Below are 15,867 nucleotides of genomic sequence, written 5' to 3'. Positions count from 1 at the left end.
GGGTCGCTCCTGGTTCAGCTTGCTCAGGCTGCTTCCCCGGCGGGTGCGTTCACGTCGGCAGGCAGCGCGGCCTTCGCGATCGCGACCAGGCCGGCAAACGCCTCGGCGTCGGAGACGGCCAGCTCGGCGAGGATCTTGCGGTCGACCTCGACACCCGCGGCGTTCAGGCCCTGGATGAAGCGGTTGTAGGTCATGTCGTTCGCGCGCGCGGCGGCGTTGATACGCGTGATCCACAGCTTGCGGAAGTCACCCTTGCGCGCGCGGCGGTCGCGGTACGCGTAGGTGAGCGAGTGGAGCTGCTGCTCCTTGGCCTTGGTGTACAGGCGCGAGCGCTGTCCACGGTAGCCCTTGGAGGCCTCAAGAATCGAACGACGCTTCTTCTGGGCGTTGACCGCCCTCTTTACGCGTGCCACTGGGAAATCCTGTCAATCTCGGAGCGCGACGGGCGCTCCTGGGTTGGTCAAAAAGTGCTGGTCTTCGATCAGATGCCGAGCAGGCGCTTGATGCGGGGCGTGTCAGCCTTGCTGACGACGGCCTTGCCATCGAGGCGACGGGTCACCTTGGTGGGCTTGTGCTCGAGCAGGTGGCGACGGCCCGCCTTCTGGCGCAGGATCTTCCCGCTGCCGGACACCTTGAATCGCTTCGCGGTGCCGCTGTGGCTCTTCATCTTGGGCATGGAGTCCTCAGTTCTCTGTTTCTTCGGTACTGCATTTCGGTGGTGCTGGTCTGGCTAGCTGGTCGGCGCCTCGGGCGCAGCACCCTCGGCCGGTGCCGGAGCGGCCGGCGCGGCGGGTGCCTCCGGCGCGGGCGCCGACGCGGGCCTCGGGACCACGGGCACCGGTGCCTGAGCACTCTCCTGGGCCTTGACCCGGGTCTTGGCACCCTTGTGCGGGGCGAGCACCATCGTCATGTTGCGGCCGTCCTGCTTCGCCGAGGTCTCGACGAAGCCGAGGTCGGCGACATCGGCGCCGAGGCGCTGCAGCAACCGGAAGCCCAGTTCGGGGCGGGACTGCTCGCGACCGCGGAACATGATGGTGACCTTGACCTTGGACCCGGCCTCGAGGAAGCGGACAACGTTGCGCTTCTTGGTCTCGTAGTCGTGGTCGTCGATCTTCGGACGGAGCTTCTGCTCCTTGATCACGGTCAGCGTCTGGTTCTTGCGCGATTCGCGCGCCTTCTGCGCGGCCTCGTACTTGAACTTGCCGTAGTCCATGATCTTGCACACCGGCGGACGGGCGTCGGGCGCCACCTCGACCAGGTCGAGATCGGCCTCGAGGGCCAAGCGGAGTGCATCTTCAACACGCACGATCCCGACCTGCTCACCGCCAGGTCCGACGAGTCGAACCTCGGGTACGCGGATGCGATCGTTGATGCGGGTCTCAGTGCTGATGGGGCCTCCTAGGTTGAGCGGCGTGGTCGTCCTGACCGCCGGCAGCCCGTTGCCCGCACTCTCCCAACAAAAGAGCCCCGCTGGATTTTCACCATGCGGGGCCCGATGTCGACCGGTTCGACGACCGCCGCGATCAGATCGCGACACTCATCCCCTCGAAAGAGGGAACCCGTCCCGGCACGGACTTCACACGGATCACCGTGCGAAACCAGCCCTTGGGGCGGGCGACCGGACCACTGACCAGCGTGTTTGATGTGCCGGATAGCGGTGGGAGTCGGACTCCACTTGCTGCCCCCGATATCCTCGGGGGCGGTCGTGTATGGAAGTCTAGCAGGCATGACAGAGCAAACTCACACGGGCGACGTCCGCGAGCTGGCCGATGTGCCCGCAGTGGAGGTCATCAGCCGCGCGGCAGTGATGCTGATGAGCTCGGCCGCCGAGAAGCTCGGCCTCTCCTCCCCCGACCCCGACGAGAGCGAGCACCTCGACCTGGACGAGGCCCGCCGGGTCATCACCGCACTCGCTGGCCTGGTCACGGCCTCGGTCGAGTACCTCGGCCCGCACGCAGGCCCGATCCGCGAGGGGCTCCAGGCGCTCCAGCGCGCCTTCCGCGAGGCGTCGGCCCATCCCGATGAGCCGGGCAACGGCCCCGGCGAGAAGTACACCGGACCGGTGTACTGACCTCGCCCTCCCCGCCGCCATCGGGTGCTCCGTTCACGCGATGGCGGCGACCCCGAGCGACGATACTGAACACGTGGCGAACAAGACCCAGCCGACCGGCGACAGCGTCGAGGAATTCCTCGACTCGCTGGCCGACGACGTCACCCGAGCCGACTGCCGGCGCCTGATCGACCTGATGCAGGCCGCCACCGGTGAGCCTGCCGCCCTGTGGGGTTCGAGCATCATCGGCTTCGGCAACCGCACCTACCGTTACGCCAGTGGGCATCACGGCAACACGGCACTGATCGGATTCGCCCCCCGGTCGACGGCCCTCACCCTCTATCTGAGCCTGAGCCTGGAAGACCACCGCGACGCACTGCAGCGCCTGGGCAAGCATCGCACCGGCAAGGGCTGCCTCTACATCAAGCGACTCACCGACGTCGACGAGGCCGAACTGCGCTCGCTGATCGAGGCCTCGGTGAGCGCTGCCCGCGCGATGTCCGCGGACTCCTGAGCGGACCTAATCAGCGTCCTGAGCAGCACCGTTCCCCCACTCGACAGCCCATCGGACCGCCTGTGATGGACGTCACAATCGTTCGCGGAAAGCGGGCCTCAGATTCCGTACGCGCGTCCAGTCCGGTTCGTGTACAAAGATTCCGGATGCAGCGAGGACACCCATTCGGACGATCCACGAAAGACCCAGCCAACCGGATCGGTTCGGGGTTTCGCTGCAGTCGGGGGATCACATTCGTTCTGCCCGTCGTCATCCTTCCTGCACGTGAGGAGGCGGCACAGCTCGATTCGTCTCCAGCCAACGAGAACGCTGGCTTCCAGCGACTCGGTAATGAACACCGCACATCGCATTGAAGGAGCTCACATGCCCAACCCCGGTGACATCGACGGCCTGTTCGGATCGATTGCCAACATCGTCAACTCCTTGCTCGCGGGCGTCGCCAGCGGCTCGGCCCAGACCCCCCCGAGCACGGGCGTCTAGCTCGACACGATTGTTTCGCCGGCGAGGGCCGGGACCGTATCCGGTCCCGGCCCTCGCGTCGTTCACACCTTCGCGGCGACCTTGCGCGGTGCACGCTTGCGTTTCGGCGACGCGGCAGGCGCGACCGGCGCGGCATCGAGCGCCTCGCGCAGGAACCTGCCGGTGTAGCTCGCCGGGACCGCGGCGATCGTTTCCGGGGTGCCCTCCGCGACGACGGTGCCGCCGCCCGAACCGCCCTCGGGGCCCATGTCGACCACCCAGTCCGACGTCTTGATCACGTCGAGGTTGTGCTCGATCACGATCACCGTGTTGCCCTTCTCCACCAGACCGTTGACGACGCCGAGGAGCTTGCGGATGTCCTCGAAGTGCAGGCCGGTGGTCGGCTCGTCGAGCACGTACACGGTGCGGCCCGTCGAGCGCTTCTGCAGTTCGGCGGCCAACTTCACGCGCTGCGCCTCGCCGCCGGACAGGGTCGGCGCCGGCTGACCCAGCCGGACGTAGCCGAGCCCGACCTCGACCAGCGTCTTGAGGTAACGGTGGATCGACGTGATCGCCTCGAAGAAGTCCGCCGCCTCCTCGATCGACATGTCCAGCACCTCGGCGATGGTCTTGCCCTTGTAGTGCACCTCCAGGGTCTCCCGGTTGTACCGGGCCCCGTGGCACACCTCGCAGGGGACGTACACGTCCGGCAGGAAGTTCATCTCGATCTTGAGGGTGCCGTCGCCCGAGCACGCCTCACACCGGCCGCCCTTGACGTTGAAGGAGAACCGTCCCGGCTGATAGCCGCGCACCTTCGCCTCCGTCGTCGCGGCGAACAGGGTGCGGATCTTGTCGAACACGCCGGTGTAGGTGGCCGCGTTCGAGCGCGGGGTCCGCCCGATCGGCGACTGGTCCACCTGGACCAGCTTGTCGAGCTGATCGAGCCCGTTGACCCGGGTGTGCCTACCGGGAACCTGGCGCGCCCCGTTGAGCTTGTTGGCCATCACGGTCGCGAGGATGTCGTTGACGAGCGTCGACTTGCCCGAGCCGGACACGCCGGTCACCGAGGTGAGCACACCGAGCGGGAAGCTCACGTCGATGGTCTTGAGGTTGTGCTCCTTCGCCCCGACCACGGTGACCTGCCGCTTCTTGTCGACGGGCCTGCGGATCGCGGGCACCTCGATCGTCGACCGACCGGAAAGATATGCGCCGGTGAGGGATTCCTCGCAGGTCAGCAGCTCCTGGTAGGGGCCGCTGTGCACGACCCTGCCGCCGTGCTCGCCCGCAAGCGGGCCGATGTCGACGACCCAGTCCGAGGTCCGGATGGTGTCCTCGTCGTGCTCGACCACGATGAGCGTGTTGCCGAGATCCCGAAGCCGGGTCAGTGTCTCGATCAGCCGCCGGTTGTCACGCTGGTGCAGACCGATGGACGGCTCGTCGAGCACGTACAGCACGCCCACCAGTCCGGAGCCGATCTGGGTGGCCAGGCGGATCCGCTGGGCCTCGCCGCCGGAGAGGGTGCCCGCCGCGCGCGAGAGCGACAGGTACTCGAGCCCGACGTCGAGCAGGAACCCCAGCCGCGCCTGCACCTCCTTGAGGACCTGACCGGCGATGGCCTCCTCCCTGGCGCCGAGGGTGAGGCTGTTCAGGAATTCCGCGCAGTCCGAGATCGACAGCTCGGCGACGTCGGCGATCGACTTCTTGCCGTGCTCACCGGCCGAGATGGTGACCGAGAGGATCTCCGGCCGCAGCCGGGCCCCGTCGCAGGCCGGGCACGGCACGTCGCGCATGTACCCGTCGTAGCGTTCCTTCATCTGCTCGGACTCGGTCTGCTCGAGCCGGCGGTGCAGGAAGGGCATCACGCCCTCGAACTCGGCGTAGTAGGACCGGGTCCGCCCGTAGCGGTTCTTGTACTTGACGTGGACCTGGTCCGCACTGCCCTCGAGGACCGCCTTGCGGGCCTTGGCGGGCAGCTCGTTCCATGGGGTCGACATGTCGAAACCCATGATGTCGGCGAGCCCGGACAGCAGGCGGCCGAAGTACTCCGAGGTCTGTCCCATCGACCACGGTGCGATCGCGCCGTCCTCGAGGCTCAGCTCCGGGTCCGGCACCACCAGGTCGGGGTCGACCTCCTTGCGGATGCCGAGGCCGGTGCACTCCGGGCACGCGCCGTACGGCGAGTTGAACGAGAAGGATCGCGGCTCGAGATCGTCGATCGAGAGCGCGTGCCCGTTCGGGCAGGCCAGCGATTCCGAGAAGCGGCGTTCCCGGTCGGGAGCGCCCTCGTCACGGTCGACGAAGTCGAGCACGACGATGCCGTCGGCCAGGCGCAGCGCGGTCTCCACGGAGTCGGTGAGCCGCTGTTTCGAACTCGCCTTCACCGTCAGGCGGTCGACGACCACCTCGATGTCGTGCTTCTCCTGCTTCTTGAGTTTCGGGGGGTCGGTCAGCTGATGCACCACCCCGTCGACCCGGACTCGGGCGTATCCCTGGGTGTTGAGCTGGTCGAAGAGATCGACGAACTCGCCCTTGCGGGTGCGGACGACCGGTGCGAGCACCTGGAAGCGGGTGCCCTCCTCCATCGCGAGCACCTGGTCGACGATCTGCTGCGGGCTCTGCTTGGCGATCTGCTCGCCGCACACGGGGCAGTGCGGGGTGCCGGCCCTGGCGTAGAGCAGCCGCAGGTAGTCGTACACCTCGGTGATGGTGCCGACCGTGGACCGCGGGTTGCGGTTGGTCGACTTCTGATCGATCGACACCGCGGGCGAGAGGCCCTCGATGAAATCGACGTCCGGCTTGTCCATCTGGCCGAGGAACTGGCGGGCGTAGGCCGACAGGGACTCGACGTAGCGGCGCTGGCCCTCCGCGAAGATGGTGTCGAATGCGAGCGACGACTTCCCGGAGCCGGACAACCCGGTGAAGACGATGAGACTGTCCCGGGGCAGGTCGATGTCGATGCCTCGCAGGTTGTGCTCACGCGCTCCTCGCACGATCAGGCGGTCCGCCACTCGATGTCCCTTCTCGTCGGCGCTGAGGCGAGAGTCCTCACGCGCTGCACATGGTAGGCCGGGGTACCGACACGTGCGGTGGAGCGGCGACCGGACGGGCCCGCGCCCCGCCGCGCGCGTTCGCGCGCCCGAACCCTCGCCGGCCCTCATTCGACGGTAGCGTCCCCTCCATGGACGGGCAGCAGATGACAATCGACGACCACTACACCGGCGAACTCACGGCCGACTCCGCCCCGCAGCGGCGATCCCTCGCGGGCGCGAGCATCACCAAGATCTCCGTCGGCCCCATGGACAACAACGCCTATCTCGTGGTCTGTTCCGAGACCGGCGAATCCCTGCTCATCGACGCCGCGAACGACGCCGACCGGCTCGTGAGCCTGGTGTCGACCGCCGCGCCGACCCTCACCTCGATCGTCACCACCCACCAGCACCCGGACCACTGGCTCGCGCTCGCCGAGGTGGTCGACAAGACCGGGGTGCCCACCATCGCGCACGCCCTCGACGCCGATCCGCTCCCGGTCGCGCCCGACCGCACCGTCACCGACGGCGACCTGGTGGAGGTGGGCAGGCTCGCACTCGAGGTCATCCATCTCGCCGGTCACACCCCCGGCTCGATCGCGCTGGCGTTGACGGACCCGGCCTCCGGCCAGGTCCACCTGTTCTCCGGCGACTCGCTGTTTCCCGGTGGCGTCGGCAAGACCGCCGACGAGGAGAAGTTCGCCTCGCTCTACCGGGACGTGACGACCAAGCTCTTCGAGCGCTTCCCCGACGACACCGTCGTGTACCCGGGACACGGTAAGGACACCACGCTCGGCGCCGAGCGCCCCTTCCTCGCGGAGTGGCAGGAACGCGGTTGGTGACACCCGGCCGTGGCTAGGGTGGAATACACCCGATCACGAGGAGGCCACCTCATGTTGGTCCGTCGAATCGCCCGCCCCCTGCTCGCGGCGGTGTTCATCACCGGCGGCATCGATGCCCTCCGGCATCCGGCCGGTAAGGCGGCGCTCGCCGAGCCGTTCATCCAGCGCGCGCACGGCGCCCTCCCCGGAGGGGTCGCGGCGCTGGTCCCCTCGCACCCCGAGAACCTGGTCCGGCTGAACGGGGCGATCCAGGCGGGCGCGGGCGCGCTGCTCGCCACCGGCACGGTGCCCCGCATCGCGTCGCTGACGCTGGCGGGCAGCCTGCTGCCGACCACCCTTGCCAGCCACGCCTTCTGGGCGGAGTCCGACCCGGCACAGCGGGCCGCGCACCGGACCCAGTTCTTCAAGAACATGAGTCTGCTCGGCGGCCTGCTCATCGCGGGCGTCGACACCGAGGGCAGGCCGTCCCTCGGTTGGCGGGGCCGCCGTGCCGCCCGCCGGGCGTCCGACGCTGTTCTGGCGGCGCTGCCCCCAGCCCCGGACGGCGGGGCTCAGGCCGCGGTCGGCGAGCGACTGCATTCCACATCCGAACGGGTGCGTGAACTGGCCGCCGAAGCCGCCGGGCGCGGGGCCGCGCTGGCCGAGGTGGCACAGGAACGTGCGCCCGAGCTCCTCGCGCTGGCGCGCGAACACGGCGCCGAGTGGACCGAGGTGGCGGCCGAACGCGGGACCCGACTCGGCCATACGGTCGGCGAGGGCGCCGAGCGCGCCGTCCGGCGGGCCCGGCGGACCGTCACGGAACCGCGCTCGTGACAGCGGCGACGGACACCCAGGTCATCCGCGAGATCGAGGACCACCACCTGGCGCTGGAACGGTGGCTGGGGACCGCCGCGGACCCCGCGCTGCTGAGCGAGTTCATCGGCGCTCACACCGCGGACTTCTCCCTCGTCACCACGGAGGGACGAGTCGTCTCCGGCGACGAACTCGCGGACTCGCTGCGCGGTGCGGGCAACGCCGTTCCCGGCCTGCGGATCGCGATCACCGCTATCGAGGTTCAGCTCGTGACCGCCGATGTGGCCATCGCCCGGTTCCACGAGACACACCACACCGACGACGGGTCCGGCGTACGGGTGGTCACCGCCGTGCTCGTCCCGGAGCCGGGCGCGCGCAACGGGCTGCGGTGGCGCTCGGTGCACGAGACCCTCCTCGCCGCCTGACCAGGCGACCCGGCGATGCCCCGGACCACACCGCGTTGCCCCGACCAGCGCGCCGACCTGGGACTTCTGCGTCCGGGTCGCCTGCCCACTAGACTCGCTGGGCACTTTTCCCTCCCTTCCGTCCGAGGAGACCACTTGCCAGACGAGGCGCTGCAGCACGACGAACGTGAGCGCGAGCAGCAGTACGTGACGATGCTGTACGACCGTCTGGATTCGCTGCGCGACTATGCCGCCACCCGCCTGCGCAAGGTGCTCCTCGAGAAGGGCGGCACACCGCAGGCCCGCAGCGAGCGCGAGTCGTTCAGCCTGATGTACACCGAGGACATCGCCAAGTACGACGCGGCGGAGAACGGGCTCTGTTTCGGCCGCATCGACCTCGACGGTCAGGATCCGGACACCGAACGCCCCGACGGCGACGCGCGGCGCTACATCGGCAGGGTGGGCATCCTCGACGAGTCCAACGACTACGAGACGCTCCTGCTGGACTGGCGGGCCCCGCTGGCCCGGCCGTTCTACCTGGCCACCCCGGCCGCGCCCGAGGGCGTCACCCGGCGCAGGCACATCCGGACCCGCAGCCGGACTGTCACCGGGCTCGGCGACGAGTACCTGGACCTGGCCACCGCGGAGCGGGCGGGCGCCCTCGACGGCGCGGGCGGCGTTGCGGGCGAGAGCGCCCTGCTCACCGCACTGAACGCCGCCAGGACCGGCCACATGAACGACATCGTCGAGACCATCCAGTCGGAGCAGGACGCGATCATCCGCTCCGAACACAAGTCGGTGATGGTCGTGCAGGGCGGACCCGGAACCGGAAAGACCGCGGTGGCGCTGCATCGGGCCGCGTACCTCCTCTACACCTACCGGCAGCAGCTCGCGAAGAGCGGGGTGCTGATCGTCGGACCCAACGACACCTTCCTCGACTACATCGGACAGGTGCTCCCCTCGCTCGGCGAGACCGGCGTGCTGCTCTCCACCATCGGCGACCTCTACCCGGGAGTGCGTGCCACACATCAGGATTCGCTCGAGTGTGGCGAGGTCAAGGGTTCCCTCGCGATGGTCGAGGTCCTCAAGCAGGCGGTCCGGGACCGGCAGGAGACCCCACCGGAACCGATCCGGCTGACGTTCGACTCCTATCCGATCACCCTCGATCGCAAGATCGTCGCCCGCGCGCGCGGACGGGCCCGCTCGTCGCGGCGCCCGCACAACCTCGCCCGGCCGATCTTCGTCTCGGCGGTGATCGAGGCCCTGGCGGATCAGCATGCCGCCCGGATCGGATCGAACGTCCTCGGCGGAGCGAACCTGCTCAGCCGCGATGACGTCGCCGACATCAGAGACGAGATGCGGGGCGACCAGGACGTGATGGCCGCCATCGACGGGCTGTGGCCGCAGCTGACGCCGCAGCGGGTGCTCGCGGACCTACTCGGTTCCCGAAAGCGCCTGGCCACGGCGGCGCGCGAGCTCAGCGCCGACCACCGCGAGCTGCTGCACCGCACCGGGGTCGCCGGGTTCAGTGCCGCCGACGCTCCCCTGCTCGACGAGCTCGCCGAACTGCTCGGCGTCGACGACGCGGCCGAACGGGAGCGCGCGAACCGCGAATGGCGGGCGCAGATCGCCGACGCCCAGGGTGCGCTGGACATCCTCACCGGTTCGGCCCCGCAGGACCTCGAGGACGAGCTGGATCCCGAGATCCTGATGGCCTACGACCTGATCGACGCGAGCCAGCTCGCCCAACGCCAGGATCTGCGTCAGTCCCAGACCGCGGCCGAGCGCGCCGCCGCCGATCGCACCTGGACCTACGGGCACGTGATCGTCGACGAGGCGCAGGAACTCTCGGAGATGGCCTGGCGAATGCTCATGCGGCGCATCCCCAATCGGTGGATGACCCTGGTCGGCGACACCGCCCAGACCGGCGATCCGGCCGGCAGCTCGTCGTGGCAGACCGTGCTCGAGCCGTATGTCGCCCGGCGGTGGAAGCTGACCGAGCTCACGGTGAACTACCGCACGCCGTCCGAGATCATGGCGGTCGCGCAGGACGTGCTCGCCCGGATCGACCCCACCCAGACGGTCCCCCGCTCCGTGCGCGACTCGGGGACGCGGCCGTGGGCCAGGCGAGTTCCGGTCGGCGCCGTCGCCGAGCAGGTCCGCCGACTGGTCGCGGCCGAGACCGGCCCCGGCCTCGTCGCGGTCCTGACCAGCGAGTCCGGCGTCGACGAGTACCTGGATCTGATCTCCGAGTCGGTGAGCGTGCTCTCGGTCCGGCAGGCGAAGGGACTCGAATTCGACTCGGTCCTGATCGTGGAGCCGAGCCTGATCGTGGACGAGTCGCCGCGCGGCTTGAACGACCTCTATGTCGCACTCACCCGCGCCACCCAGCGACTCGGCGTCGTACACGCGCATCCTCTGCCCGACGGACTGTCCAAACTCTCTGTACTCGAATAGTTTTCGCGACCCCGATCACAAAACCGCCCCCGCCGGAGAAACCGGCGGGGGCGGGAAGAACGCGGGTGGTCAGCGGACCGTGTGCACGATCAGGACGTCGGACGTGGACTTGCGCGCCGCATCGGAGGGCACCGAACCGAGCAGACGCCCGGTGAGGGTGTTCAGCCCACGGTTGCCGATCACCAGCAGGTCGGCCTTGACCTCGTCGATGAGGGCGAGCAGCGAGTCCACCGGGGCACCGACCACCGCGCGCTCGACGACGTTGGTCGCTCCCGCCGCGTGCGCCCGCTCGCGGGCGGTGCGCAGGATCTCGAACGTCGGCGCGGAACCGGTGATCTGGTAGGCGTCCTCACGGAGGGTGTCCTGCGCGGCCTCGATGTCCTTCGGGTCCGCCGGGTAGTAGGCGCAGGCGATGACCAGGGACGCGCCGGCATCCGACGCCAGCGACGCAGCCTTGTCCACTGCCTTCAGAGACGAATCCGAGCCATCGGTTCCGACGACGATGGTGCGGTAGGCGCTCATTCATTCCTCCAAGGTGCTCAGGTCTCACCGGAGCCCCGCAGAATCACGGACAGCCCGGCCGCTGGGAAAGACCCTAGCCGGATCGCGATCGGGTTAGGGGGAATTGCGGCACAACGCACATCGGGGCCGCCTCGCTACATTAGATCTCATGCGAATCCCCCGGCCGCGTGGAATCAGGACCCGGATCGTCGTGGCCGCCGCCCTCGTCGCCGTCGGCGTCGGCAGTGTCGTCGTGACCAGGTCGATCGCCGACCATCCGGCACCCGTCACGGAGGACGTCACCCTGACACTCCCCGCCGACCCCACGGACACCGATCAGGTCAAAATCGATGCCCGCCTGTATCTTCCACAGCAAACCCCGGCACCCGCCGTCCTGCTCGCGCACGGATTCGGCGGCAGCAAGGATTCCGTCGCCGCGCAGGCGCGTGCGCTCGCGGACGACGGGTTCGTGGTGCTCGCGTACAGCGCCAGGGGGTTTGGGCTCAGCACCGGGCAGATCTCGCTGAACGATCCGGATCGTGAGGTTGCGGATGCACGGGGTCTGGTCGACTGGCTGGCCGCGCGGGGCGACGTACAGCAGGACGGTCCCGGCGACCCACGCATCGGCGTCGCGGGCGGATCCTACGGCGGCGCACTGTCACTGATGCTCGGCGGACTCGACCCGCGGATCGATGCGATCGCCGCGGCGATCACGTGGAATGACCTGGGCCATGCCCTGTTTCCGAATTTCGGTACCACCGAGCCGATGGCGCCGTCGACGCCCGCGGCGGCCGGGTACGGTGGCCCCGGCGTGCTCAAGCGCGGCTGGGCGGGCATCTTCTTCGGCGCGGGCGCCGCACCTCTCGATGCCGGCACGAACGGGGGCGAACCCCGGCAGGTACCCGGTCCGTGCGGGCGATTCGCGATCGAGTTCTGCCGGGAGTATGCGGCGGCCGCGGTGTCCGGAAGGCCGAGCCCGGAACTGCTCGCACTGCTCCGCGCGCACTCCCCCGCCGCGGTCGCGGCCGGCATCACCGCACCCACGCTGCTGATCCAGGGCGAACAGGACACGTTGTTCGGACTGGACCAGTCCGACGCGACCGCACGGCAGATCGCGGCGGCGGGAACCCCCGTCCAGGTGCGGTGGTTCCCCGGTGGACACGACGCCGGGGGCGAGGGCACCCGGTTCAGTGAGTCCGCGACGGCGCGATTCCTGTCCGCGCGGCTGCGCGGATCCGGCGAGGTCGACGAGGAGTTCGTGTTCTCGCTACCCGGCACCCCGACCGATCAGGGTCGGCCCTCCTACCGGCGGATGACGGCGGCGGACTATCCGGGCCTGGTTCCGGGCGCGCCGCCGGCTCCCGCGATCGAGCTCCCTCTCGCCGGACCCGCTTCGCAGAGCATCCTGCGGCCGCCCGGCGCCTCGCCCGCCGCGCTGTCCGCGGTCCCGGGCCTCGGCGCGGCGCTGTCGAGTCTCAACGCAGCGGGCGGACCGGCGGTGGAGCTGGCCGCGGACCCGCCCGGCCAGTCCGCCTCGTTTGCGACCGCACCGCTCGATCGGCCACTCACCATCACCGGCGGCACGTCGGTGCGGCTCACCATCACCACCGCCGCCGCCCCCGGGGAGGGCGTGCTGTTCGCGAAGCTGTACGACGTGAGCCCCGACGGCGGGCGGACCCTGCCCGGCGGAGGGGTCTCCGCGATCCGGCTGCCCGAGGGTGCGGCCGCCGGACCACTCCCGATCTCGGTCACACTCCCCGCGCTCGCGTACCAGGTGCCGGAGGGGCACCACATCGAAGTGGTCGTCACCACCACGGACCAGGCCTACGCGAATCCGTTGAGCCCGGCGCAGTACACCGTGGCCCTCGACCCCGACGCCGCACTGCGCGTTCCGAGCGTGCCGGCGACCACGTCGAGCCGCTCGCTGCCGGTCGCCCCGCTGATCGGCATCGCCGGCATCCTGGGCGGGGCCGCGCTGCTCGTGACGATCGGTGCGATCCGGCGTCGGCGCCGCGTGGCGGCCGAGGTCGAACCCTCCCTCGTCGATACGCCCCTGGTCATCACCGACCTCCGCAAGACGTACGACAACGGGTTCCGGGCGGTCGACGGGGTGAGCTTCACCCTCCGCCGCGGCCAGGTCCTCGGCTTGCTCGGCCCGAACGGGGCAGGCAAGACCACCACGCTGCGGATGCTGATGGGACTGATCACCCCGAGCGAGGGCGAGATCCGGGTCTTCGGGCACAAGGTCACCCCCGGCGCGCCCGTGCTCTCCCGGCTCGGGTCCTTCGTCGAGGGGTCCGGCCTGCTCCCGCACCTGAGCGGCATCGACAACCTGCGGCTGTACTGGGAGGCCACCGGGCGGCCGTCCGCCGAGGCCCGGATGGACGAGGCGCTCGAGATCGCCGACCTCGGCGACGCGATCGAACGGAAGGTCCGCTCCTACAGCCAGGGGATGCGGCAGCGGCTCGCCATCGCCCAGGCGATGCTGGGGCTGCCGGACCTGATGGTTCTCGACGAACCGACCAACGGACTCGACCCGCCGCAGATCCGCGCCATGCGCGAGGTGCTGATCAACTACGCGCGCACCGGACGCACCGTCCTCGTCTCCAGCCACCTGCTGGCGGAGGTCGAGCAGACCTGTACCGACGTGGTGGTGATGAACCACGGCCGGGTGATCAGCTCCGGCACCGTGGAGGAACTCACCTCCACCGAGGGCGCCACCGAGCTGCGGGTCGACGACCCGGTCCGGGCGGCCACGGTCCTCGAGTCGGTCGACGGGCTCGGGCCGGTACGCCTGATGGAGGGTGAACACCCCAGGCTGCGGGTCGATCTCGGCCGGACCGACCCCGCGGCGCTGGTGAACACCCTGGTCGGTGCGGGCATCGGGGTGCGGGGACTGTCGAAGACGACGCGCCTCGAGGACGTGTTCCTCCGGCTGGTGGACGTGTCCGACCATCGCGAGCACGACCGGGAGGATTCATGACGAGCAGGCATACCGACGGCGGTGCCGTCACGTCCCACACCGACGGCGGTGCCGTCACGTCCCACACCGACGGCGGTGCCGTCACGTCCCATACCGACGGCCGGGCGGACGGCTACCGGGCGTCGCACACCCTGCCGCTGCGCACCGAGCTCAAGCGACAGTTCAAGCGCAGGAGAACCCATCTGGCCCTCGGGTTCCTGGCGCTGCTGCCGGTGATCCTGGCGGTCGCGTTCGCCATCGGCGGGTCGGACTCCGGTTCCGGAGCCGTCGACCTGATCGAACTCGGCACCAGGGGCGGCGTGAACTTCACCGTGTTCTGCCTGTTCATGTCGGTCGGTTTCCTGCTGATCGTGGTGGTGGCACTGTTCTTCGGCGATTCGGTGGCCAGCGAGGCGTCGTGGTCGTCGCTGCGGTACCTGCTGGCCATCCCCGTGCCGCGCAGCCGGCTGCTGCAGCAGAAGGCGATCGTGTCCGCGGCCCTGTCCGTGCTGTCGATCCTGATCCTGTTCGGGGTGGCGCTCGCGCTCGGCACCGCCCTGTATGGGACGGGGCCGCTGGTGACCCCGTTCGGCGATTCCCTCGGCTACGGCGAGGCGGTGGGACGGCTGCTCGTCGCGCTCGCCTACATCGCGGTGAACCTGACCTGGGTCGCGGGCCTGGCCCTGCTGCTCTCGGTGCTCACCGATGCGCCGCTGGGTGCGGTCGGTGGCACCGTGATGGTGTCCATCCTGGTGCAGATCCTCGACCAGATCACCGCGCTCGGCCAGTGGCGGGACTACCTGCCCGGACACTTCTCGTTCGCCTGGACGAGGCTGCTGGCGCCGACGGTGGACTGGCACGACATCGTGCTCGGGTCGTTCTCCGCGCTGGCCTACGCGGCGGTGTTCGGTCTGGTGGCCTGGCAGAAGTTCGCGGTCAAGGACATCACGAGTTAGGCAGCGCCGACGGTCAGCGCGGCACCGCCGACCCGTACACCCCGTCCGGGAACACCTCCTGCGCCACCAGGACCGCGCGCAGCCCGGTGCCGAGTTCGAGCAGCCGCGCCGCCGCCTCCTCGCCGAGCGATGCCCACGGCGCCACCGCCATCTCGTTGGTCAGGTCCTCGACGCATTCGCGCAGTTCCCAGCCAGCCGGCGTGAGCTCCCCGCCCGCATCGAGCAGACCCCGCTCGGTGAGCGAGTCGACGGCTTCGTTCCACTGCTCGTCGGACCAGCCGCGACGGGACTTGGCGAACTGCTCCTGGAACCCGGTGCCGGTCGCGGTGTGCGTGACAAGCGCCTCGAGGCCGGAGAGTCCCGCCGTCTGCAGGGCCGCGATGTGACCGTCACCGCGGTACTCGCGGAGCAGCGTCAGCGAGTGCCACAACACGAGATGCGGCTCGGACGGCCAGGCGGTCCCGGCGTGCCCGGCGTACAGCGGGCGGCCGGCCGCGTCGGGGATGGCGCGCGCCGCGGTCGCGGCGAGCGCCGCGGCCTCGTCGAAGGCCGGCGCCGCGATCGCCTCGGCGCCGAAGATCCGTCGCATCGCCGCGTCCACCCCGCGGTACCGGGCCGCCACGACCTCCTCCGGTCGAGCCTGCGTCCAGGCCACGGGGATCACCGGCGAGATCGCCGCCGGGTTGAAGTTGTAGAACGTCGCGGCGACCACGCCGGCGCCGACCGCACCCATCGCGGCGGACCGCCCCGCGAAGTAGCACATGCGGCCCGGGCTCAGACCCGCAGCGACGAGACTCTCGTTCACCTCCGGCGCGAAGTACGACATGCCGTGGATCAGATCAAGGGTCCGGGCCGCTTGCCCCGCCGTCCGTGCGTCCATGTGCTCGACCGTAGCGGGCGCGAC

At 69.7% G+C, this 15,867-nt stretch carries 14 protein-coding genes; 8 read left to right on the top strand and 6 right to left on the bottom strand.

All coding sequences use genetic code 11. The features are described from left to right. Positions 1-23: 23 nt before the first annotated feature. The 3 genes from rplT to infC form a co-directional block, all read right to left on the bottom strand. Positions 24-413, bottom strand: a complete 390-nt coding sequence (rplT, locus tag ACFQS9_RS13975; protein WP_027503191.1) for a 50S ribosomal protein L20 — start codon at positions 411-413, stop codon at positions 24-26. Positions 414-481: 68 nt separating this feature from the next. Continuing rightward, a complete protein-coding gene (gene rpmI, locus ACFQS9_RS13970; RefSeq protein WP_378405612.1) occupies positions 482-676 on the bottom strand; it encodes a 50S ribosomal protein L35 in 195 nt (64 codons plus the stop codon). 54 nt (positions 677-730) lie between these two features. Further along, positions 731-1,435 carry a translation initiation factor IF-3 gene (infC, locus tag ACFQS9_RS13965; RefSeq protein ID WP_378405664.1) on the bottom strand — a complete coding sequence of 235 codons (705 nt, stop codon included), beginning with the start codon at positions 1,433-1,435 and terminating at the stop codon, positions 731-733. 291 nt (positions 1,436-1,726) lie between these two features. Here infC and ACFQS9_RS13960 point away from each other — a divergent pair, with 291 nt between their 5' ends. Together ACFQS9_RS13960 and ACFQS9_RS13955 are read left to right on the top strand one after the other, a co-directional pair. After that, complete coding sequence (locus ACFQS9_RS13960; RefSeq protein WP_378405610.1) at positions 1,727-2,071, top strand: DUF1844 domain-containing protein; 345 nt, start codon at positions 1,727-1,729, stop codon at positions 2,069-2,071. Between the two features lie 73 nt (positions 2,072-2,144). Beyond that, the gene (locus tag ACFQS9_RS13955) at positions 2,145-2,564 is read left to right on the top strand and encodes a DUF1801 domain-containing protein (RefSeq protein ID WP_378405608.1); all 420 of its coding nucleotides are present in this window, start codon (positions 2,145-2,147) and stop codon (positions 2,562-2,564) included. Between the two features lie 542 nt (positions 2,565-3,106). Here the strand turns inward: ACFQS9_RS13955 and uvrA are convergent. Further along, entirely contained in the window at positions 3,107-6,031 is a 2,925-nt protein-coding gene (gene uvrA / locus ACFQS9_RS13950) for an excinuclease ABC subunit UvrA (protein WP_378405606.1), read from the bottom strand. A 170-nt stretch (positions 6,032-6,201) separates the two neighbouring features. On the opposite strand from uvrA, the gene ACFQS9_RS13945 reads away from it, so the two are divergent. From ACFQS9_RS13945 to ACFQS9_RS13930, 4 genes are all read left to right on the top strand, one after another. Then, the gene (locus ACFQS9_RS13945; RefSeq protein WP_378405604.1) at positions 6,202-6,891 is read left to right on the top strand and encodes an MBL fold metallo-hydrolase; all 690 of its coding nucleotides are present in this window, start codon (positions 6,202-6,204) and stop codon (positions 6,889-6,891) included. Between the two features lie 51 nt (positions 6,892-6,942). Next, a complete protein-coding gene (locus tag ACFQS9_RS13940) occupies positions 6,943-7,704 on the top strand; it encodes a DoxX family protein (protein ID WP_378405602.1) in 762 nt (253 codons plus the stop codon). Next, positions 7,701-8,108, top strand: coding sequence for a DUF4440 domain-containing protein (locus tag ACFQS9_RS13935; protein ID WP_378405600.1), 408 nt, complete (start codon positions 7,701-7,703; stop codon positions 8,106-8,108). Before ACFQS9_RS13940 ends, ACFQS9_RS13935 begins: the two co-directional genes overlap by 4 nt. Positions 8,109-8,243: 135 nt before the next feature. Further along, positions 8,244-10,544: a HelD family protein gene (locus ACFQS9_RS13930; protein WP_378405598.1), complete on the top strand. Its 2,301-nt coding sequence runs from the start codon at positions 8,244-8,246 to the stop codon at positions 10,542-10,544. Between the two features lie 69 nt (positions 10,545-10,613). On the opposite strand, the gene ACFQS9_RS13925 is transcribed toward ACFQS9_RS13930, so the two are convergent. Beyond that, positions 10,614-11,066: a universal stress protein gene (locus ACFQS9_RS13925; protein WP_378405596.1), complete on the bottom strand. Its 453-nt coding sequence runs from the start codon at positions 11,064-11,066 to the stop codon at positions 10,614-10,616. A gap of 148 nt (positions 11,067-11,214) precedes the next feature. Between ACFQS9_RS13925 and ACFQS9_RS13920 the strand changes: the two genes are divergently transcribed. Both ACFQS9_RS13920 and ACFQS9_RS13915 read left to right on the top strand, forming a co-directional pair. Continuing rightward, the gene (locus tag ACFQS9_RS13920) at positions 11,215-14,028 is read left to right on the top strand and encodes an alpha/beta fold hydrolase (protein WP_378405594.1); all 2,814 of its coding nucleotides are present in this window, start codon (positions 11,215-11,217) and stop codon (positions 14,026-14,028) included. Beyond that, positions 14,025-14,963 (top strand): ABC transporter permease, encoded by a 939-nt coding sequence (locus ACFQS9_RS13915; RefSeq protein WP_378405592.1) that lies wholly within the window; start codon positions 14,025-14,027, stop codon positions 14,961-14,963. Before ACFQS9_RS13920 ends, ACFQS9_RS13915 begins: the two co-directional genes overlap by 4 nt. Positions 14,964-14,976: 13 nt before the next feature. Here the strand turns inward: ACFQS9_RS13915 and ACFQS9_RS13910 are convergent, their stop codons facing one another. After that, a complete protein-coding gene (locus ACFQS9_RS13910; RefSeq protein ID WP_378405590.1) occupies positions 14,977-15,843 on the bottom strand; it encodes an SCO6745 family protein in 867 nt (288 codons plus the stop codon). Between the last annotated feature and the right edge of the window lie 24 nt (positions 15,844-15,867).

Origin of the sequence: Rhodococcus daqingensis (assembly GCF_042665615.1) — a bacterium.
In the GTDB taxonomy this organism is placed as follows: Bacteria; Actinomycetota; Actinomycetes; order Mycobacteriales; family Mycobacteriaceae; genus Rhodococcus_G; species Rhodococcus_G daqingensis.
Note: the sequence above shows the minus strand (reverse complement) of the source record. Positions and strands in the feature narration are given on the sequence as shown.